At 65.3% G+C, this 19,870-nt stretch carries 18 protein-coding genes and 1 pseudogene; 11 read left to right on the top strand and 8 right to left on the bottom strand.

Annotation, left to right across the window (positions count from 1 at the left end):
• Positions 1-60: 60 nt before the first annotated feature.
• Positions 61-1,632, bottom strand: coding sequence for a hypothetical protein (locus EXQ71_07550; protein ID MSO87358.1), 1,572 nt, complete (start codon positions 1,630-1,632; stop codon positions 61-63).
• Positions 1,633-1,777: 145 nt separating this feature from the next.
• Here EXQ71_07550 and EXQ71_07545 point away from each other — a divergent pair, with 145 nt between their 5' ends.
• Positions 1,778-2,749, top strand: a complete 972-nt coding sequence (locus EXQ71_07545; protein ID MSO87357.1) for an NAD-dependent epimerase/dehydratase family protein — start codon at positions 1,778-1,780, stop codon at positions 2,747-2,749.
• On the opposite strand, the gene EXQ71_07540 is transcribed toward EXQ71_07545, so the two are convergent.
• Together EXQ71_07540 and EXQ71_07535 are read right to left on the bottom strand one after the other, a co-directional pair.
• The gene (locus tag EXQ71_07540; protein MSO87356.1) at positions 2,685-3,230 is read right to left on the bottom strand and encodes a VanZ family protein; all 546 of its coding nucleotides are present in this window, start codon (positions 3,228-3,230) and stop codon (positions 2,685-2,687) included. The two genes, EXQ71_07545 and EXQ71_07540, sit on opposite strands and share 65 nt — an antisense overlap.
• 55 nt (positions 3,231-3,285) lie before the next feature.
• A complete protein-coding gene (locus EXQ71_07535) occupies positions 3,286-3,942 on the bottom strand; it encodes a sugar transferase (protein ID MSO87355.1) in 657 nt (218 codons plus the stop codon).
• An 829-nt stretch (positions 3,943-4,771) separates the two neighbouring features.
• Here EXQ71_07535 and EXQ71_07530 point away from each other — a divergent pair.
• Genes EXQ71_07530 through EXQ71_07500 form a run of 7 tightly spaced genes read left to right on the top strand, consistent with a single transcriptional unit; the run spans position 4,772 to position 11,555 of the window.
• Positions 4,772-5,872 carry a hypothetical protein gene (locus EXQ71_07530; protein ID MSO87354.1) on the top strand — a complete coding sequence of 367 codons (1,101 nt, stop codon included), beginning with the start codon at positions 4,772-4,774 and terminating at the stop codon, positions 5,870-5,872.
• A complete protein-coding gene (locus EXQ71_07525; protein MSO87353.1) occupies positions 5,869-6,555 on the top strand; it encodes a hypothetical protein in 687 nt (228 codons plus the stop codon). The genes EXQ71_07530 and EXQ71_07525 overlap by 4 nt, the downstream gene beginning before the upstream one ends.
• Positions 6,548-7,744, top strand: coding sequence for a hypothetical protein (locus tag EXQ71_07520; GenBank protein ID MSO87352.1), 1,197 nt, complete (start codon positions 6,548-6,550; stop codon positions 7,742-7,744). The genes EXQ71_07525 and EXQ71_07520 overlap by 8 nt, the downstream gene beginning before the upstream one ends.
• Positions 7,745-7,749: 5 nt before the next feature.
• Positions 7,750-8,751, top strand: a complete 1,002-nt coding sequence (locus EXQ71_07515) for a hypothetical protein (protein ID MSO87351.1) — start codon at positions 7,750-7,752, stop codon at positions 8,749-8,751.
• On the top strand, positions 8,652-10,010 hold the full coding sequence (locus EXQ71_07510; protein ID MSO87350.1) for a colanic acid biosynthesis glycosyltransferase WcaL: 1,359 nt from the start codon (positions 8,652-8,654) through the stop codon (positions 10,008-10,010). Before EXQ71_07515 ends, EXQ71_07510 begins: the two co-directional genes overlap by 100 nt.
• Positions 10,007-11,209 (top strand): glycosyltransferase, encoded by a 1,203-nt coding sequence (locus EXQ71_07505; protein ID MSO87349.1) that lies wholly within the window; start codon positions 10,007-10,009, stop codon positions 11,207-11,209. Before EXQ71_07510 ends, EXQ71_07505 begins: the two co-directional genes overlap by 4 nt.
• The gene (locus tag EXQ71_07500) at positions 11,202-11,555 is read left to right on the top strand and encodes a hypothetical protein (protein ID MSO87348.1); all 354 of its coding nucleotides are present in this window, start codon (positions 11,202-11,204) and stop codon (positions 11,553-11,555) included. The genes EXQ71_07505 and EXQ71_07500 overlap by 8 nt, the downstream gene beginning before the upstream one ends.
• Positions 11,556-12,671: 1,116 nt before the next feature.
• Here EXQ71_07500 and znuA read toward each other — a convergent pair.
• From znuA to dnaK, 5 genes and pseudogenes are all read right to left on the bottom strand, one after another.
• Positions 12,672-12,788, bottom strand: a pseudogene (znuA, locus tag EXQ71_07495) (zinc ABC transporter substrate-binding protein).
• Positions 12,789-13,675: 887 nt separating this feature from the next.
• Positions 13,676-14,047 (bottom strand): MerR family transcriptional regulator, encoded by a 372-nt coding sequence (locus tag EXQ71_07490; GenBank protein MSO87347.1) that lies wholly within the window; start codon positions 14,045-14,047, stop codon positions 13,676-13,678.
• 5 nt (positions 14,048-14,052) lie between these two features.
• Positions 14,053-15,174 carry a molecular chaperone DnaJ gene (gene dnaJ, locus EXQ71_07485; protein MSO87346.1) on the bottom strand — a complete coding sequence of 374 codons (1,122 nt, stop codon included), beginning with the start codon at positions 15,172-15,174 and terminating at the stop codon, positions 14,053-14,055.
• 9 nt (positions 15,175-15,183) lie between these two features.
• The gene (locus EXQ71_07480) at positions 15,184-15,696 is read right to left on the bottom strand and encodes a nucleotide exchange factor GrpE (protein ID MSO87345.1); all 513 of its coding nucleotides are present in this window, start codon (positions 15,694-15,696) and stop codon (positions 15,184-15,186) included.
• A gap of 5 nt (positions 15,697-15,701) precedes the next feature.
• Complete coding sequence (gene dnaK, locus EXQ71_07475; GenBank protein MSO87344.1) at positions 15,702-17,531, bottom strand: molecular chaperone DnaK; 1,830 nt, start codon at positions 17,529-17,531, stop codon at positions 15,702-15,704.
• A gap of 174 nt (positions 17,532-17,705) precedes the next feature.
• On the opposite strand from dnaK, the gene EXQ71_07470 reads away from it, so the two are divergent.
• The 3 genes from EXQ71_07470 (at position 17,706) to EXQ71_07460 (ending at position 19,826) form a co-directional block, all read left to right on the top strand.
• Entirely contained in the window at positions 17,706-18,539 is an 834-nt protein-coding gene (locus EXQ71_07470; GenBank protein ID MSO87343.1) for a 2,3-diphosphoglycerate-dependent phosphoglycerate mutase, read from the top strand.
• A complete protein-coding gene (locus tag EXQ71_07465; protein MSO87342.1) occupies positions 18,532-19,170 on the top strand; it encodes a hypothetical protein in 639 nt (212 codons plus the stop codon). Before EXQ71_07470 ends, EXQ71_07465 begins: the two co-directional genes overlap by 8 nt.
• 233 nt (positions 19,171-19,403) lie before the next feature.
• Positions 19,404-19,826 carry a cyclic nucleotide-binding domain-containing protein gene (locus tag EXQ71_07460; protein MSO87341.1) on the top strand — a complete coding sequence of 141 codons (423 nt, stop codon included), beginning with the start codon at positions 19,404-19,406 and terminating at the stop codon, positions 19,824-19,826.
• Positions 19,827-19,870 lie beyond the last annotated feature (44 nt).

Genomic DNA, 19,870 nt, shown 5'->3' with positions numbered 1-19,870 from the left:
TACCCCCGACCACCGATGCTCGCCCGGAGCAGCCCGCCTCCGCCCATCATGCTCGCCTGTTCACCCCATCCATGACAACAACGCGGGACGCTCGATGGCGGTACGCCAGAGCGTCGACGCAGGCTGCGCTCTCCACCAGGCGAGGTCCAGCCCGCCTACCGCAGCGCGCTCAGCATGGGCGGCTGCGACCCGCGCCCAGCAGCAGACAAACATCGCTGGCAACACTTCGGCGGGGAGGTCGAGAGCCCTCTGGTAGCGCCGCAACTGGGCATGGACCCATCCGGGGGGAGCCCCCAGGAATGCGTGCGCGAGCGCCCGTGAGCCATCGAGATTGCTGGAGGAGCGCGCCACAAACCCGAGGGCTATGAAGAGGTCGTGGGCTGGGAGACCCTCCGATTGGGAAAGCTCCCAGTCGATGAGCGCCAGCCCACCGCCAGTGCGGAGAATGTTGGGTGCGCTCACGTCGCCATGCTCAAACACGGCGGGGAGTTCACGTTCGGCGAGGTGGATCACCGCGCCACGAGTGGCCTCCACGAGCTGTTCCTCGGCTGGCCCTCCCGCCACCGCTAACCGCGCCAGTGGACCGTCCAGAAGGGTCGAAAGGCGCTCAGCACCGCCCGTCATTCCACCGCGCGGCAGCCCCAATATCCACGAGGTCACTTCAGTGGCGATGGCCTCCGGATGCTGAGCGGCCGAGGCGGCCGTCACCGGAGTCCCGGCAACCACCGTCTCGGCCAAGATCCTTCGTCGGCCCCATGTCGCGTGTTTCAGCACGCGCGGCGCACCCACGTCACGGCCCCTGGTGGCGGCCCACAATGCCCGTAACGCCGCCACCTCATGGTCCACCCCCGATCCGGCCAGTCGCGTCGTCTTGACGACCACTTCGGGGTCGTCCCGCCCCGCCAGCACCACAACATGGCGTGACGTGGAGAATCGGGGGGTTACCAAGATGTGGGACGCTGGCACCCTCTCCACGTCGCCAAGCAACACCTCCCCCTCCAACCACGCTCCGATCGAATGAAGCGCTGGGGTGGGAGACAGAAGCACCGCTCGAGCAGGCGCAACCTTCGCCACGGTCGCCCGAACCAGCGCCGAGTCAGCCCAGCCGATTCGAGCAAAGCTGGCCGCCATGCCCCCCTTGCTGGCGATGGACCAGCCCAGCGCACGACGGTCGTCCACCGGAACGAAGGCCCGCCGCCGCTCATGGTTTGGAAAGGCCAGAAAGCATGTTCCGGGGTGACGGCGCAACAGCATCCACCAGCGAGGATCCACGATCTGGCGGGGGCCAAGTTCAACGTAGATCGGCAGATCGGGCCGTCGACGAACCAACTCGCCCACCACGATGGGATCGGGATGAGAGGCAACCGCGTCAGCGCTGGCGCCATCGACGTCGGCCACACCAGCAATCTCCCCGACCTCCACCCCTTCCACCTCTAGCCCCGGGCCGTAGCGACGCCTCATGGGCTGGGTCACCAGAATCCGGTGCACCTCAACGCTGGGGAGAAGAAACCGCCAGTCGACCCTCCTAAGCGCATGGAGATCAGGAACATAGTCGTCGCGTTCATTGGTCATCGCGACTCGGTATCGAGACCCGAGGGGTGGCATGAGGTCCCGGCCAGCCCGGTACGACATTGGGGGGTTCGAGCGAGCGGCTGAACAGGCACGAAACTCCACGCTACGGCCCGGCCCCCAGGAGCGCCAGGATCACCCGGAGCCGTTTGGCGCACCCGTACCTTGCACAGGGCACAAACCTTCCCCTTCTGATAAATAAGGTGCGATGGATGTTGCACTAGTCACCGGCGCGGCGGGTTTTGTCGGATCCCACCTCGTCGAAGCACTCCTCGCCGATGGTCGGCACGTTCGCGGCATCGACTGCTTCACGCCGTACTACGACCGCGCCACTAAGGAAGCCAACCTCGCCGAGGCCCGACGGAGCGGAGCCTTTGAGTTCCACGAGGCTGATCTTCGTACCACCGATTTGGCTTCCCTCTTGGAAGACGTCGAGGTGGTGTTCCATCAGGCCGCGCAACCCGGCGTCCGACTCTCCTGGGCCGAGGGCTTTGCGGAATACGAATCGTGCAATCTGCTGGTCACCCAACGACTACTCGAAGCGACGCGGGGGTTACCTCTCCGTCGGTTTGTGTACGCCTCCAGTTCATCTGTGTACGGAAACGCCCAGCAGTACCCCACCAGCGAAGCCTCACCCACCGATCCGCATAGCCCCTACGGCGTTACGAAACTCGCCGCCGAACATCTTTGCCGTCTCTACGCCAGCAATTACGGCGTTCCCACCGTGTCGCTGCGGTATTTTACGGTCTACGGCCCCCGGCAGCGCCCCGACATGGCTACCCACCGGCTGATCGAGGCAGCCCTGAACGGGCAACCCTTCCCTCTCTACGGGGACGGATCACACGTGCGCGACTTCACCTATGTGGGTGACGTCGTCGCCGCCAACTTACTGGCTTCCCGTCAACCGCTTCCCGCGGGAGAAGTCATCAACATCTGCGCTGGTGGTTCGGTGACCATGTCAGAACTGATCGAGATGGTGGGTACGGCGGTCGAGGGATCGGTTTCGGTCGATCTTCAGCCGGAGCAGCCGGGTGACGTGCACCGCACCGGTGGCGACAGCACCGTGGCCCTCAAACTCCTAGGGTGGTCCCCTCAAACTTCTCTTAGCCATGGGCTCAGTGCCCAGGTCGCCTGGCACCTTGCCCAGCGTCGCTCAGGCCCGCCCCCAGTCGTTGGCTGAAAGGGCCAATCACAATGATCCATAGCGCGAAGCCCAGGACTGCCCCCACGGTGTTCCAACCAATGTCAGCCATGCTCGGCGTGCGCCAGGGCAGGAACACCAGTTGCGTGATCTCAATCGCTAGGGCGAGCACCACCGCCGCCGGGATCGTCCAGCGGCGCCGTCGTGGCCAGCGGGCCGGAAAAAGCACGCCGAAGGGTACGAACATCATGATGTTGGCCAATTCCCCAACATCAAGCCTTCCGGCGGCGCCAATCATGCTTCTCCCGGGGACACCGGCCCCTAGTCGAAACGGCATTGCTGACTGCGCCTCCGCTTTGACCTCTCGGAGCCCCGACGCCACGCTGTCGAACTGCGGCCCAGGACTCGGCCCGACCACACAGAACACGACGGCGGCGACAAAAGCCACCATCAAGATCCGCACCAACTGCTGTTTCACCCGTCCACTCTGCCAAAGCGAACCCCGACCGGCACGTCTCATGGGAGAGTTCACTGCTATCTCTTCGGGCTATGGGGCTCGCTACGGTCGCGGAGGTTCACTCGCCCGAGCGCCCAGAGACCGCCCCCACCGTAGCGGCCAGTATCCGCAGGTCGGTGCCCAGCGAGGCTGATTCGATGTAGGCCAGGTCAAGACGTAACCGCTGATCAAAGGTGGAACCGTTTCGGGCCGTTACCTGCCAGAGACCAGTAATGCCGGGGCGGACCTCCAATCGTCGAGTGTGCCAAAGTTCGTATGTGTTCGCACCGAACGACGTTGGCCTCGGACCCACCAGCGTCATCTCACCGCGCAGCACGTTCCAAAGCTGTGGGAGTTCATCGAGACTCGTCTGCCGAAGAAATCGCCCGACTCGGGTAACCCGGGGGTCGTCGGGGATCTTGAAGTCGGGGAAGGGGAGCACATTCAGATGGGCCAGCCCCGCCTTCAGGTTCTCGGCATCCTGCACCATCGACCTGAACTTGTAGAGCTTGAATTGATTCCCATCCCGACCCGTGCGCATCTGCCAAAAGATAACCCCCCCAGGAGAGTCCAACCGTACGACAAGGGCGCAGACCAGTATCACCACAAGCACCAGAGGGAAAACCAACAGAACCAACGCAACATCCATCACGCGCTTCACCTGTTGGTATCCGACAGGGCCATGGGCACGCCGGTGAATGACCAGCGCACTGTGCTCGGCGTGAGAGCTCAACATGCCCAGGCAAGCGACGAATGCTCATGCCCCACGACGAATCTCCCTTGACGAAGATTCTTCGATACTTCGCCACATTGCGCCGGAGGTCATCGCCGAGTCGGGGAAGACAGAGTAACGAGCGTCGCGCACATCTATCCCCAGTTCAGCGATTCGACCCAAGACAAGATCCACTCCTGTGTCACGCGTGTCGCACAACGTCAGGAAGAGATCGCTCCCCTCCATCCAGACGAGATCTATTCGACGGGTAGCCAACAGGCCTTGGGCTGGGTGGGAGAGCCGCGCGTGCGCCACCGCTCCTGCGAGGGGGATCCTCAGGAGAACCAGGGAATGACCAAGACGTCGTGCTCGCTCGAGCTCCTGTTCAAACCGCGCACGACTGACCACCGGCCTCGAGGTATCGGCGGGACTTGCCCTCATGAGCAGACCCAGACTCAGCCCGGATACCCCCACCAAAAGCCCCACTACGATGCCTTCGAGCCAGACGGCTCCTAGGAGTACGAGAATTGCAATACTTGCCCGGACCGGCGCCGAACTCGCCCTTGCCCAGTAGGCATGACGCTGATGTGTTCGCCCTTGCATCTTTCTCCCGCCTCCCGTGCGAATTCTTTCACGCAATTTTATTTCACCCTCAATAAGACTACTAGGATTTGTTCATCACGAGTACAGATTTGTTCATCATCAACCCCTAATTACTTTTTCCCAGGATGAGGTAAGTTTCCGAGGGTGTTAGATCACCGGCAAACAAGCGCTCCGCATGCGGCCGTGCCAACTCTCCATGAAGCGGTGTGGGCGAAACTTGGCCGCTGACAGTCCCACTCACGGATCGACCGTGACCGATATCGATATCCATGGATGGCTCCGGGTTCGGTTTGAAAACGCCGGTGCCTCGGATCTGGCGGCCGTGGCCGCCGCGCTCGGACTCCCCCTGGTATCCCCTTCGGGCACTCCCGCCCTCCGGGTTCGGTATACGGACCAGGTCCAGGCCCCAGATCGAGGCTGGTCGCTCGGGGCCGGGGAGGCGGCGTTCGATGACGAGAACTTTGTGCTCACTCGGGGACGGTGGGGACGACCCGTCGCCATGAACCTACCCCTGCCGGGCCTCACTGGCGACTACATCGACATCGTCTGCGAGCACGGCATCGGACGCCCACCACTGCTCACCCATCTTCTGAATGTGGCCGCCGTGCGCGCTGGCGGTCTTGCCCTCCATGCCTCAGCATTCGAGCACGAGGGACACGGCGTACTGGTCCTGGGTTGGTCAAAGGGCGGTAAGACCGAGCTCCTTCTCGGGGCGGTAGCCCGCGGAGCGAGGTATGTAGCCGATGAATGGGCCTATGTACCTCCCAATGGCCGCACCGTCGGCGGACTGGGGGAACCAGTGCGCCTGTGGGACTGGCATCTCACCTCTCTGCCTGAGTACCGCCATCGGCTAGAGCCCCAGGATCGAGCTCGGCTCCGCACCTTCGGGACGGCCGTTCGAGCCCTCGAAGGAGTCTCCACCCGAATCGGTTCGCGAGGGGATGCCCTCCGGCGGGCGCTGGTGATGCTGGAACGCCAGCGTCACGTAGACGTCCGGCCCGGACCGCTGTTCGATGCGCCGGAGGGCCCCGGCCGCGGGCCGCTCGACACCGTCGTGCTAGCCACGGTCGGGCGCGGTAGTGCCGTTAGGGCCTACGAGGTCGACGCGGAAGACGTCGTTCTGCGAGCCGCCGCGTCGCTGGCCCATGAGCGTGCTCCGCTGGCTGAAGCCCTCAACATGGCGAGGTTTGCGTTCCCGAGCCGTCCCTGGGTCTCGCTGGAGGAACTCAACGCCCTCGAGACCGACCGACTGCGCGCGGTCCTGTCTACGAAACGGGTGATCCGAGTGGAGCACCCCTACCCGGTTCCCATCGAAGCCTCCACGGATGCCCTGCTAGAAGCCCTCCATTGACAGGTGGCCTGCTGGTGGCTCTCGTGGGGCCCGATGGTGCTGGCAAATCTACGGCTTGCGCCGCCGTCGTAGGTGAACTTCGGCGGGAAGGCCTTCGGGCATCATCGATCTACATGGGCGTTAGCGCGCGGAGCGCCGATCGGTTGCTGCCCACGACCCGTCTCGCTCTGGCGCTCAAGCGGCGTCGCGGCGCGCCAACCGACGCGGGCGGCCCACGGCTGGCGTCGACGATCGCCCAATGCCCCCAGTCACGAACTCCCGCAGACCAACTCCGGGCGGCGCTGCGGCTGGCCAACCGTCTGGCCGAAGAGTCACAACGGGAACTAACCGTCCGATGGCGCACCAACCGGGGCGAAATCGTGGTGGTCGACCGCCACTACCGGCTCGACTACTACGCCACTGACGTGACCATGCGCGAGCTCCCCTGGGATCGACGGGTCCACGGATTGTTTCTGCGCCACGCACTCCGGTACCCCGATCTCGTCATCCACCTCTACGCCCCGGCGGAGGTTCTCCACGCCCGCAAAGGAGAGGGGACGGTGGAGGTCTTGGCGATGCGCCAACTCGAATACGAGGCCCTCGCCGATGTCGTGCCGCGCTTCGAGAGGGTCAGTGTCGAACAGCCGATCGATCGGACCGTCCAGGACGTGCTCACGCTCGTGAAAGACCAGCGGGATGGATAGCCAACCGGTGGCGCTGGTCACCGATACCGAGCGGGGCAGCGCCGTGGCCGTGATCCGGGCACTGCACGCCGATGGATGGCGAGTGGTGGCGGCTGCTACCCACCGAAGCGCCCCGGGCCTTCACTCTCGCAGCACCTACGCCCGGCTTGTTCATGCCGATCCAGCCGAGGTACCCGATCTGGCTGCTCAGCAAATCACCGCCGCGATTCGGGAGCACCAGTGCCAGCTCGTATTCCCGATTACCGACCTGATGCTCCGGCTCTGTCGACGAGCGTCGCTGCCCCGGTCAGCCGTGGTGGCGGCGGCGCCGCCGGAAAACTACGAGGCGGCCTCCGATAAGTGGGCCACGGTCGAGGCGGCCCGCCGCCTCGCCATACCCGTTCCCGACAGCCGCCTCGCGAACTCCTCCGCCGAGGTGCGCACGGCGGCGATGGAGTTGGGCTGGCCGGTCGTCCTCAAACCCCGCTGGTCGGTGACAGAAGACCACGGGTCCTTCCAGCGCCACGACGTGACCATCGCCGATGGGCCGGACCAGCTCACCCGAGCCGAGGAGGACATGCCGGGTGGAATCATCGTCCAGGGTTTTCATTCCGGCGCCGGCGTGGGGGTGGAACTACTCCTGGATCAGGGGAAGGTGCTGGCGGCCTTTCAGCATCGGCGACTCCGCGAGTACCCCATCGGTGGCGGTCCAAGCTCGCTTCGCGTCAGCGAGGCGCTCGATCCCGATCTGTTGGCATGGTCCACCCAGTTGCTCGGCGAACTCAAATGGACGGGCCTCGCCATGGTCGAGTTTAAGGTCGGCAAACATGGTCCGTCGCTCATGGAGATCAACGCTCGGGTCTGGGGATCAATGCCCCTCGCCACCCGCAGCGGAGTGGACTTCCCCGCTCTGGCGGCTGCCGTGCACCTCGGTCGGCCTCCGCTCATGGGACCCGCTCCCTATCGGGTGGGGGTGCGGTCGCGCGATCTACGCCTTGAGATGATGTGGATCGCGGCGGTGATGCGGGGCGGGCCACCCCTGGTCGACGGTCCTCGACCCTCGCGCTGGAGCGCGCTGTCCGCCGCCATGCGGCTGCCGCTCCCGGGCGACGGATACGATGTCGTCACGTTTCGCGATCCGGGGGCGAGCATGGCCGACATTCGCCAGGCGGTGCGGCATCTGCTCAGGAAGGCTCGGTCGAGCCGGTGACCGCGATGGCGCGATTCGCCCCGTCGGCCCTGGAATGCGCTCGGCCCGTCATCAATCTGCTCGAACGGGCTCCGCGTCGTCCGGGCACCTTCATCGCCCTCACCTGGCACCGCATCGACCATCCCGACCGCCATCCCGACCGCTACCCCGGCCTGCTCAGCGCAACCCCGGAGGACTTTGCTACCCAGGTGACCTGGATTGCCAACCACCGACCGGTGGTGCGAGCCAGCGAGGTCGTGGCGGCGGTTGGCGGAGGACCGCCGCTCCCGCCGGGAGCGGTACTACTCACCTTCGACGACGCCGCCGACGACCTTGTGCGTCATATCTGGCCACTCCTGAAGTCTCTCGGCCTCCCCGGCTTGGCCTTCGTGCCCACCGGCTTTCCCGATCAGCCGGGGGTCTTCTGGTGGGATCAACTCTGGAGCGCGCTCCACCGAACCGCCTCACGGGAACTGTTGTCCTCACCGATTGGCCCCCTTGATCTCCGTGATGCTCCCGCCCGGGCAGAAGCCTTTCGTAACCTTCGAGGGCCCCTCAAGACTATGCCCGCTCCTGAGGCCGCCGCCACGGTGGATGGGCTCGTGGCAGACCTCGGCGGCGGACTGAGCGCCAACTCGGTGCCCGGCTGGAACGAACTTCGCCGATTAGCCGCCGACGGACTGGACCTTGCCCCCCATTCACGCACACACGCCATGCTCAACCAACTGCCCGTCGAAGCCGTCTATGAAGAAGTAGCCGGTTCCTGGGCCGATCTACGCGATCAGATTCCCGAAGCCGTGCCGCTGTTTGCCTATCCCGCCGGACAGGTGAACGCGGTAGCCGTGGAGGCAGTGCGCGCCGCCGGACTGGTGGGGGCGTTTGGAACCACCCGTGGCCACAACCGAGTGCCGGGCACGGACCAGTGGCGATGGCGCCGGGTGAATGTGGGGAGACGCACCACCGTCCCCGCCCTCAGAGCCCAACTTCTGCCAGCCGCCGGGGCTCTCTGGGGCCATCGAGACGCATGAGTCCCGCCGACGAAACCGGCTCTCCGGCGACGCGCCCGGTGGCTGCAATCACCATGTCGCGCTTCCCGAAACTCACGGAGACGTTCGTACTCAACGAACTGCTAGCGCTGCCCGAACACGGTATCGACGTTGAGGTATTCCCGTTACTTCGGGAGAAGGCACCCGTGGTGCATGCATCTGCCGCCGCCGTCACCGAGGCGGCGACGTTCTATCCATTTATGAGCGTGGCGATCCTTCGCAGCAACCTCCGTACCCTGCGGGCCAAACCGGCGGTGTACCTCGGGAGTCTCCTTACCTTGATTCGAGAAACGTGGCGCAGCCCAAACTTTCTGGTGGGGGCACTCGGCATCTTTCCCAAGGTGGTGGCCGCCGCAGAGCGGATGCATCACCTCGGCGTGGATCACATGCATTGTCACTTTGCCACTCATCCAGCCGTGGCTGGCTGGATCGTCCATCGCTTGGTGGGAATCCCCTATAGCTTCACCGCCCATGGCTCGGACCTGCACGTGGACCGAAGGATGCTGCCTCTAAAGGTCCGGGAAGCTGCGTTTGTCGTGGCGATTTCTGACGATAATCGCGACGAAATACTGCAAGACTGCGGTGTGATGCTCGCCGAGCGCGTCCACGTGATCCGATGTGGGGTGGACAGCCATACCTTTGCCCCCCGACCCTTCCGGAGTATTCCGGCAAAGCTGAATCTCGTCTCCATCGGTACGCTCCACGAGGTCAAGGGGCAGCGTCATCTGCTCGACGCCTGCCAACTTCTCCATGCTGCCGGCGCCCTCTCCATGTGCACCTTTATTGGCGACGGCCCCGACCACGATCTGTTGGTTCGCCACGCTAAGAGCCTTGGACTCGACGAGGTGGTCACCTTCGCCGGACCCTGCCCCAGCCGCGTTGTGGCTTCCCATCTGGGCCAGGCCGATGTGCTCATCGCCCCGAGCGTGCCGACTGCGGCGGGAAAGCGGGAGGGCATTCCGGTGGTGCTCATGGAGGCAATGGCTAGCGGAGTACCGGTGATCGCCAGCCGCCTCTCGGGTATCCCTGAACTCGTCGAACATGATCGATCGGGTCTGCTCACGCCCCCCGGTGATCACCGAGCGATCGCGGCCGCGGTGCTCCGCCTCCGTGACGAAGCGGGCCTGGCTGAGCGCCTGGTGGCCGGTGGCCTCGAGATGGTCCAAGGAGAGTTCGACCTCAGCCGAAATGTTGAACGGCTGGCCAACTTGATTCGACAGAGCGCGGCGGGGGCTCGGTGATCGCTCTCTTCTGGACCGCCGTGGCCGCCATCGCCTGGACCTACATGGGTTTCCCCGCCTGGGTGCTGGCCCGGGGGCGCTGGAAGCCCCGGCCCCTCCGGCCCGACCCAACGTGGATCCCCCCCGATGTCACGATCATCATCGCGGCTCACAACGAAGCCGCCTCTATCGCCGACAAGGTCCGGGACGTCCTGGCCCTCGACCATGGCGAGAACACGGTTCAACTCGTGGTGGCCTCCGATGGCTCAACCGACGACACGGTGGCGGAGGCAACCCAGGCCGGCGGGAGCCCCACCGTCGTGCTCGATCTCCCGCGAAGCGGAAAGGCTCCAACTCTCAACGCTGCCATTGCCGCCGCCAACGGCGAGATCCTCGTCTTCACCGATGCCAACAGCCGACTCACACCCGATGCCCTCACCCACCTCTTGGCACCGTTCGCGGACTCATCGGTGGGTGGCGTGGCGGGGGACCAACGCTACAGCGAGGGGTCCTCCACCCAGGGGCAAACCCACGGCGAACGGCGCTACTGGGATTTCGACCGGGCGCTCAAGCGCGCCGAGTCGAGTGCGGGAAACGTGATCTCCGCCACCGGTGCGCTCTACGCGGTTCGGCAGCAGTTCGTCGGACCGGTGGCCGACGGGGTCACCGACGACTTCTACATCTCCACTGGCGTGGTCGCCGGTGGCGCCCGGCTGGTTCTGGCCGAGGGAGCCGTCGCCTGGGAGCCGCCGGCGGCTACCGCCGGACTCGAGTACGAGCGCAAGGTCCGGGTGATGACGCGTGGATTCCGAGGTGTCATCCTCAGGCGAGCTCTGCTTGATCCCCGACGCACGGGCGCCTACGCCGTCCAGCTCCTCAGCCACAAGATCCTGCGACGGCTGGTCGTCCTACCCCTCGCGATACTGGCGATCGCCAGCGCAGCCTGCTGGCGGCAAGGCCCCCTCTATCGACTGGTGGGACTGGGGCAACTGGCGGTTTACACCCTTGGTGCGATCGGCCTCGGGGCTCGGAATCGTCCCATCGCTCGCGCCAAGATCCTGCAACTCCCTGCGTATTTCTGCCTGGTCAACGCGGCCGCCCTGCGGGCGGCCATCAACGTAGCAACGGGTCGGCGGATCACCCAGTGGGATACTCGGCGACCGGGTGACCCGTCACTCGAACCCGCCCTCACCCCCGATGAAGGAGGAGACCTTGGCTGAACAACGCGTCGACCGCAAAGCCCTCGCTTCGAACCTCGCTCGCTTGCGCAGCCCCAGCCCGCACCCCCCGGACCTCTCGGTAGTGCTGCCCGTAAACGCCAAGGAGGATCTTGAACTGGCCCTTGCCGTGGTCGAGCGCCTCGGCACCCACGCGGGAATCCAGAGTGTTGAGGTCGTCCTGGCAGTGAACAACCACCCGGAGAAGACGCCCCCACCCGAGATCGAGGAGTACCGCACCCTCGGGCTGACCGTCGCTGCCCATCCATCGCTATTCCGAGATTGGTACGGCACCTCACCGGCTCAGTCGCCCTTCTGGCCGACACGATCCACGACTACCTCAGCATGAGTCCAGACACATCTGTTCTGATCGGTGCCTACATCACACTGCTGCTGATCGCGTGGAGGCCACGATCATTCGAATGAGCCTGTAAGAATTACTCCAGCGGCTACCGACGTCCGACCAACTACTTGAGGCGTGGCACCCTGGGTTCAGGCGTAGGCCCAATCGGCCCAGGCGATGTTCTTCGCCGCGGAGGTCGACCCGGTGGCGAAGGAAGCGCCGTAGCGATTCAGCATGTACGGCGTGTTCCGGTCGTCGCTCGACGGGGGGTTGGCATTGGGGCCGGAGAGCCATGCCTCGGCACGGATGAGCGCATTGTCACCGGTGGCGAACGGCAAGGCCCCCGCTCGGTCCAAGATCACCGAGGCGAGAACGGCACCCTGGAGCGCCTCGTGCGGGTAGCTCCCCTGCGGTGCGGGCCACGTGTACTCACCGGTCCGGCGTTGGTCCTCGGGTTGCGCGCCGTCGAGCGGGTGGCCGTCTCGCACGGCGCCCACTGGATTCACGCCGACCTTTTGCGAGCCCGAGTGCCAGGTGGTCGACGTGTACCTCAGCTCATTGGGGACGGACTCGCCGAGCCAGGCCCGCTGGGTGTTGGCCACCACGGCGAGATCCGTGAAATCGCCGAGGTACACGTCGGCCGCGGCCATGGCGGCCCGGGACATCGTGCCCCAGTTGTTTGGGGACAGGCGGGCAGTGGACCGGAGGTCGGTCCCGCCGGAGTGCCCTTCCATCTGGTGCGACATCGCCTCACGCAGGAACGCCTCGAACCGCAGGCGGGCACTCGGCTCGAGTCCCACCAGGTCGGCGGCGATCACATACGACGGCAACTGGCGAGCGAGGCTGAGCACCCGGTCGTACGGATGCGACGTCACCAGGGCCGCAAGATGGTCCCGCACCTTGGACCGCAGGGCATCGTCGTTCAAGCGGACGGCGACGATGGCGCCGGCGAGGGTGTCCGTGTCGTCGGTGCTGTCCTGGTCCGCGATCGTCGGCGTCCCCCACGACGCCAGGGCGGCCGCCTTCATCGCGTCCCAGGCCTGGCCGGTCGTGGGCCGTGCGGCGATCTCGGACGCATTGACCCAGATCCCGGTAGATACAGCCGAGGGCGCGGGGGGCGGAGCCGTGGTCGTCGTCGTGGCCGGAGCCGTGGTCGCTGTCGTGGCCGGAGTCGTGGTCGGCGTCGTCGCCGTGGTCGGCGTCGTCGCCGTGGTCGGCGTCGTCGCCGTGGTCGGCGTCGATGTCGGTGTCGGCGTCGTGGCGGGGGTGACGACTAACACCGGGCCGGTGGCGGACTCGCTGTTGGCGTACATCGCACTGTTACCGGCTCCTGCCGCCACGATGAAAACGTAGCGCCCGTTGCCCGGCACCGATCCGAGCCGCACGTCGACGACCTGACCGAGGGCAACCGCACCGATTTGGGCCAACGCCGAACCCATCGGAGTGGGGGCAGTGGACCAAGAGACAGTGGATTCGTTCCAGGTGGTACTCGACCCCGCATACACCGAGCCGCCGTTGTAACTGGCGTCGGTCACGGTGAGGCGCAACGAGACCGAAGCCGGCCCGGAGAGTCCAGTGAGATCGAACTGCACCAGGCTCCGCCAGTCCGCCGACGAATCCCGCACTCGGAGCGCACGGCTGCTGTAGTTCGAGCTTGGTGAGCCCTGGCTGATGGCGCTGTCCTGGGTGGCCGACACCGCAACGCTTGAGGTCGCGGTGGCGCTGTTCGGGAAGATAACTACCCCCGCCGCCAGCGTCGCCACTGAGCAAATGGCGGCCAGCCATCTCCTCCCCCGGGGGCGCTGTCCGGATATCCCCGTGGGGTCATGCGGGTGGACGGACCGGGGCTGCAAAGACGATGACATGGTCGGTTCTTTCGGAAGTGAAGCGGGTGGAGTCAGGACTAGGTGTGCTCCGCAATGGCGCACTGTTGTCTCTGGTGTTCGGCACATCCGGCGCCCACCTTGAGCGGTTGCCACGAGATGCCGACACAACTCCAAAGCCGGCAGTACCGGGAGGCATCTCGCCGCCCGGGAACGGTTCTCGTCCCGGCTCAATGCGCGCTGGCTACGACCGTCACCGGCGTCACGATCAGCCCTGGTGATTCCCGGCGTTTCCGCCGCTGATCAACCGCGCCGAAACACGACCATCGACTGATGCAGGGGCACCAGGTCGCGACGGTACTGACGGTGAGTCTGTTCCACCACCTGCTCGGCTCGCTCCCGCTCCACCTGCAGCGCCCGATGGGCGGCGGCTAGTTCAGCCTCGAGGGTAAGCACCCGCTGCACGCCCGCCAGGTTCAAGCCTTCGTTCGTAAGTTCCTGGATCCGGCCGAGGAGCAGAATATCGGCGTCGCTGTAGCGACGGCTCCCACCGCCGGTTCGAGCAGGATCCACGAGGCCCTTGCGTTCATAGATGCGTAGCGTCTGCGGGTGCAGCCCCGACAGTTCGGCGGCGACCGAGATGATGTAGACGGCTCGTTCGGGAGGCGTGGCCATAGCGATCAGACCCCCAGGTGCTCACGAGGGGAAGCCCCGTCAGAAGCCGCTCGAAAGGCTTCGAGTGCTTTGCGCTCTGCGCTCGAAAGTTTGGACGGGACCGCCACCTCCACGGTGACGAGGAGATCCCCGGCGCCCTTGGGGGTGCCCACACCCTTACCCTTGGCCCGGAACGTGCGGCCCGAGCGCGTGCCGGCGGGCACGCGGATGGTCACTGGGGGGCCGGCGAGGGTGGGCACCGCAATGTCGGCGCCGAGGACCGCCTCGGGAAAGGTAACCGGCACGGAGATGGTGAGATCGATGCCCTTGCGCTGAAACAGCGGGTGCCGAGCCACGCGGGCAACCACGTAGAGATCCCCAGGCGGGCCACCGTTACGGCCCGGCCCCCCCCGTCCCTTGACGCGGATGCGCTGGCCCTCGTCAACACCGGCCGGCACTCGGAGCTTCACTTCTCGAGGACGGCGCTCCACCCCCGTGCCCCGACAGGCGGGACACGGGTCGTCGATGGTTACCCCTCGTCCTGCGCAAGCCGCGCATGGAGTGGAAAATGAGAATAAGCCCTGGTTGTCCGACACCACCCCTTGGCCTCCACAACTGCCGCAGGGATGGGCTGCTGTGCCGGGTTTGGCGGCGGAGCCATGGCAGTCATGGCACACGGCCTCACTGGTGAGATGCACCGCGGTGGTTACACCGGCGGCGGCATCTTCGAAGGCAAGGTGCAACTCAGTCTCCAAATCTTGACCCCGGTGGGGACCACCACCGCGAGCACCGCGCCCACCCCCTCGGCCCCTCCCCCCGAACAGTCCTCCCAGTACGTCGCCGAGGTCACCCCCGCCGTTGGGAAACCCACGCGATCCGCCGCCCCCGCCCGGGAACCCCGAGGGGGTCGGTCCGAGCCGGCGCACCTCGTCGTACTCCGCGCGCTTGTCCGGTGTGCCCACCACGTCGTAAGCCGCCGACACCTCTTTGAAACGCTCCTCGGCACTGGCATCGCCCGGGTTGGCATCCGGGTGATATTTCCGAGACAACGCCCGGTAGGCGCTCTTGAGCTCTTTGGTCGATGCCGTGGCCGCCACACCGAGCACGCGGTAGTAATCCTTATCGAACCACTCGCGCGGGGGAGCCATCGGGAATCTCTAGTCCGTTACCTTGACCATGGCGGGACGCAGTACACGACCCTGCCAGATATAGCCCGCCCTCATCACCTCGGCCACCACGTGCTCGCCCCCGTCGCCCGGTTCGTGCACGACCGCCTCGGCCACCGTGGGATCGAATACCTCGCCGAGCGGGTCTACCCGCGCCAACCCCTCCTTCTCCAAGGCGGCTAGGAGCGCCGCCATGATCGGGGCGGCCTCGCCTCCGCCATGAGCAAGGGCGCCATCGCAGGCATCGAGCACCGGCAAGAGGCGTTCCACGAAGCCCCCCAACGCCCGCGCGAGCTCGTCGTCTTGCCGTCGCTGCGTGTTCTTGCGGAAGTTGTCGAAATCGGCCGCCGCCCGCTGATAAGCGTCACGGAACTGATTGCGCTCGATGGTGACGGTCTCGAGGTTGCCCACCAGGGACTCCACCGAGAGCTCCTCGGCCAGCGTTGTCGGGGAGTCGTCCTCCATCGCGTCACCCTCCACGAACACCTCGTCAACGGGTTCCATCGCCGCTAGGACTGCGGCTCGTCGTCGACGATCTCGGCATCAACTACGTCGTCATCGGAAGGATGCTCAGCGCCGCCCCCGTCGCGATCAGCCGCCGCGGCGGCGTCGTAGAGCTTCTGGGTGAAACCCTGCGACGAGGTCGCAAGCGCCTCCGTGGCGGTCTTGATGGCGTCGTTGTCGGTGCCGCTGATGGCACTCTTGAGGGCGGCGAGGTGGCCCTCAACGGTGGACTTCTCCTCACCCTCGATCTTGTCGCCCTGTTCCTTGAGCAGCTTCTCGGTTTGGTACACGAGGGTGTCGGCGTTATTCCGCACCTCCGCCTCCTCCCTTCGGAGCCGGTCTTCTTCGGCGTGGGCCTCGGCGTCTTTCACCATCTGATTGATGGCGTCTTTATCCAGGCTCGACTGGCCCGTGATGGTCATCGACTGCTCTTTGTTGGTGGCTCGGTCCTTGGCGGACACGTGCACGATGCCGTTGGCATCGATGTCGAAGGTGACCTCGATCTGAGGCATGCCTCGCGGGGCAGGGGGCAGGTCTACGAGCTGGAACTTGCCGAGCGTCTTGTTGAACTGCGACATCTCGCGCTCACCCTGCAACACATGAATCTCCACCGATGGCTGCATGTCTTCCGCGGTGGTGAATACTTCGGTTCGGCGGGTGGGGATGGTGGTGTTGCGCTCGATGAGTTTCGTCATCACGCCACCTTTTGTCTCGATGCCGAGCGATAGCGGAGTGACATCGAGCAGTAACACATCCTTGACCTCACCCTTGAGCACGCCCGCCTGGACCGCCGCCCCGATCGCCACCACCTCATCGGGGTTCACGCTCTTATTGGGCTCCTTGCCGGTGAGGCTGTTCACCATTTCCGCCACGGCTGGCATGCGCGTGGAGCCACCCACGAGAATCACGTGGTCGATCTGGTCTTTGGTGAGGCCAGCGTCCTTGATGGCCTGGCCGAACGGCGTGCTGCATCGCTCGAGAAGATCGGCGGTGAGGTCCTGGAACTTGGCCCGGGTGAGTTGCACGTCGAGGTGAAGGGGACCATCGGCGGTGGCCGTGATGAAGGGCAGATTGATCTGCGTGCTCTGCACCTGACTCAGCTCGATCTTGGCCTTCTCGGCGGCCTCCTTGAGGCGCTGAGTGGCCATATTGTCTTTGGCCAGATCCACGCCGTGGGCGGCGCGAAACTGCTCAACCAACCAGTCGATGACCTTCTGGTCCCAGTCGTCGCCGCCCAACTGGGTGTCGCCGTGGGTGCTCTTCACCTCGAACACGCCGTCACCGATCTCCAGGATCGACACATCGAAGGTGCCGCCCCCCAGGTCGAACACCAAAATCGTCTGGTCGGCGTCGCCCTCTTTGTCCAACCCGTAAGCCAAGGCGGCGGCGGTCGGCTCGTTGATGATGCGCAGCACTTCCAGACCGGCAATCTGGCCAGCTTCCTTGGTGGCGGTGCGCTGGGCATCGTCGAAGTAGGCGGGCACGGTGATGACGGCCTGCGTGACGGTGTCGCCCAGGTAGGCCTCGGCATCCCGCTTTAGTTTCATCAAAGTGCGGGCACTGATCTCCTGGGCGGTGTACTTCTTGCCGTCGATCTCAGTGGTCCAACTCGTGCCCATATGACGCTTCACGGATCGAATGGTGCGATCCGGATTGGTGATGGCCTGGCGCTTGGCCACCTCTCCCATCAGCACCTCGCCACCCTTGGAGAAGGCCACCACCGAAGGAGTTGTGCGAGACCCCTCCGAGTTGGGGATAACCACGGGATCGCCGGCCTCGAGGACCGAAACGACGGAGTTGGTAGTGCCGAGATCGATACCGACAGCTTTGGGCATGGGGGGTCCTCCAGGAGGTGCTACAGAAGTGAGTCGTTCGTCACTATAGAACCTGAGTCACCCATTAGCAACTTTGGGTCCGCCGGGGATCAGCGGCGCACGGGGCGCGGCTGCGTGGGGCCGCTCCCCGGGCGTGTGCTCCCCATCCGCCCGACGGACACGTACGCTCCAGGCATGACCTACCGGTTGGTGTTGCTCCGCCATGGCGAGAGCGAGTGGAACAAACTAAATCTCTTCACCGGATGGTGGGATGCTGCGCTCACCCCACTGGGCGAGGACCAGGCCGCCGCCGGGGGGCGCCGGATGGCCGAAGCCGGGGTAGCCCCTGATGTCGTGCACACCTCGCTACAGACCCGGGCCATCCGCACCACCGAGATCGCCCTGTTGGCCCAGGGCCGATCCTGGATTCCGGTGCGGCGCGACTGGCGGCTCAACGAACGCCATTACGGCGACCTCACCGGTCGCAACAAGGCCGAAACTACCCAACGCTTCGGGGCCGATCAGGTGAAGGTGTGGCGCCGTAGCTACGACATCCCGCCACCCGCCATCACCGCGGACAACCAGTTCAACCCCAACGGGGACGAGCGCTATGGGTCGATCCCACCCGATCGCCGCCCGCTCACCGAGTGCCTCGCCGATGTAGTAACTCGCATCGCTGCCTACTGGGAAGAAGCCATCGTGCCCGACCTCCGCGCCGGGCACACCGTGCTCGTCGGCGCCCACGGAAATAGCCTGCGGGCGTTGGTGCTGCACCTCGACCGCATCAGCCCCGCGGCCATCGTCGAAGTGAACATCCCCACTGGCGAACCCCTCGTATACGACCTGGGCCACGATCTCACCCCGCTCGTCGCCATGCCGGTAGAGGATCGGTACCTGCGCAGCGCCGAGGAGATCAGAGCGGCGGCGGCGGCCGTGGCGCGGCAAGCCGAAGGTCCTTCACCCGATGGTCCTGAGGTAAGTGAAAGACTAGGAAATCAACAACGGACTGTGGGGGAATACCATGGGTGAACACATCACGATTCGAGCCATGATGACCCTCGGCATCGGAGTGTCCCTCGCCCTGACGGCGTGTCAGAGCGACCGAGAGGCCACCAAACCCGATCCCGTTCCCGTGACCGACCCACTTCTCCAGAGCGCCCTGCTCACGGTGGAAGATCTACCCACCGGGTGGGTGGCGGATGCCACGCCCCTGCCCATCAACACAGAGGTAGTGCCGGGCAGTCCCTGTGACGATGCGCTCACCAAGCTCAAGCCAAAGGCATCCGCCTCGGCTGACTTCGCCGCAGCCCCCAGCCACCTCAGCAACGCCGTGGCCTACTTCCCGGACCAAGGGTCCGCGATCGAACAGACCCTCATCAATGTGGCCGAGAATTGCCGCGAACTGGTCCTTCCGGACGGCGTGAGCGTGAGGTCCGCCGCCCTGGACTTCGGCGTCTTATCCGACCGGACCTTGGGGATTCGTTTCGAGTTTGAGCCCAAAACCGGCCCCATCCAGGAGACCGATCTCATCCTCATCCGAGACGGCGACCTCGTAGGTCTGGTGCGGCTAGACGGCACCCGACCCACCGACAAGGCGCTCCTCGACAGCATCGTGCGCACGGCCATCGGTCGGCTCAGCACCGTCGCCGCCCAAATCTGACATCAACCTGCGGATAGCAAGCGGGAGGGGTGCCAACCGGCGGCGCAGGCGACGTATGTGCGCATCTAGCCCATCCCGCCCGGGTGCCCCGCTGGCCATCGAATACGGGCGACCTCCGCCGGGACAAGCCTGGGAATCCAACGTTTCACACCTGTTTCGCCACCGTGAAGCGTTTGACCGTCCGGTCGGGTCACGCAGCCCCGAATATCCGATCGCCTGCCTATGCTGCAGGCATGACTCGTTCCACCCACCTGGACCACTTGGCCTCAGTGTCACTCTTCTCGAACTGCTCGAGAAAAGAACTGGAAGCGGTGGAGCGGGCCTCCGATCAACTCACCCTGCCCCAAGGCAAGGTCCTCTGCGAGCAGGGGGCCTCTGGGCGAGAAGCGTTCGTGATCTTGGAGGGCACTGCGGACGTGGAACGTAACGGCATCGTCGTGGCCACCCTCACGTCTGGGGCGTGCGTCGGCGAGTTGGCGATCCTGGACCACGGCCCCCGCACGGCCACGGTGAGAGCCACCACCGATCTTGAGGTCCTCGTGCTGGGAGCACGGGAGTTCGCCTCGCTCGTGGACGACGTGGGACCCATTGCCCACAAACTGCTGAAGTCGCTGGCTACCCGCATCCGCGACCTCGACTCACAGACCTACGACTGAGGACCTGCGCCATTCGGAACCGACGAGCCCGAAGCGATACGTTT

This window comes from Acidimicrobiia bacterium, from assembly GCA_009694375.1.
In the GTDB taxonomy this organism is placed as follows: Bacteria; Actinomycetota; Acidimicrobiia; order Acidimicrobiales; family VFJN01; genus VFJN01.
This window is presented reverse-complemented; position numbering and strand designations above follow the sequence as displayed.

What these genes read in the sequence shown, in the direction of transcription:
- dnaJ (MSO87346.1), bottom strand. Translation starts at nt 15,174, where the DNA reads ATGGCTCCCCCGCGCGAGTGGTTCGATAAGGATTACTACCGCGTGCTC.
- EXQ71_07510 (MSO87350.1), top strand. Translation starts at nt 8,652, where the DNA reads ATGGCGCCGGGTGAATGTGGGGAGACGCACCACCGTCCCCGCCCTCAG.
- EXQ71_07470 (MSO87343.1), top strand. Translation starts at nt 17,706, where the DNA reads ATGACCTACCGGTTGGTGTTGCTCCGCCATGGCGAGAGCGAGTGGAAC.
- EXQ71_07480 (MSO87345.1), bottom strand. Translation starts at nt 15,696, where the DNA reads ATGGAACCCGTTGACGAGGTGTTCGTGGAGGGTGACGCGATGGAGGAC.
- EXQ71_07550 (MSO87358.1), bottom strand. Translation starts at nt 1,632, where the DNA reads ATGTCGTACCGGGCTGGCCGGGACCTCATGCCACCCCTCGGGTCTCGA.
- EXQ71_07545 (MSO87357.1), top strand. Translation starts at nt 1,778, where the DNA reads ATGGATGTTGCACTAGTCACCGGCGCGGCGGGTTTTGTCGGATCCCAC.
- EXQ71_07520 (MSO87352.1), top strand. Translation starts at nt 6,548, where the DNA reads ATGGATAGCCAACCGGTGGCGCTGGTCACCGATACCGAGCGGGGCAGC.
- EXQ71_07540 (MSO87356.1), bottom strand. Translation starts at nt 3,230, where the DNA reads ATGAGACGTGCCGGTCGGGGTTCGCTTTGGCAGAGTGGACGGGTGAAA.
- dnaK (MSO87344.1), bottom strand. Translation starts at nt 17,531, where the DNA reads ATGCCCAAAGCTGTCGGTATCGATCTCGGCACTACCAACTCCGTCGTT.
- EXQ71_07465 (MSO87342.1), top strand. Translation starts at nt 18,532, where the DNA reads ATGGGTGAACACATCACGATTCGAGCCATGATGACCCTCGGCATCGGA.
- EXQ71_07490 (MSO87347.1), bottom strand. Translation starts at nt 14,047, where the DNA reads ATGGCCACGCCTCCCGAACGAGCCGTCTACATCATCTCGGTCGCCGCC.
- EXQ71_07515 (MSO87351.1), top strand. Translation starts at nt 7,750, where the DNA reads ATGGCGCGATTCGCCCCGTCGGCCCTGGAATGCGCTCGGCCCGTCATC.
- EXQ71_07535 (MSO87355.1), bottom strand. Translation starts at nt 3,942, where the DNA reads ATGTTGAGCTCTCACGCCGAGCACAGTGCGCTGGTCATTCACCGGCGT.
- EXQ71_07460 (MSO87341.1), top strand. Translation starts at nt 19,404, where the DNA reads ATGACTCGTTCCACCCACCTGGACCACTTGGCCTCAGTGTCACTCTTC.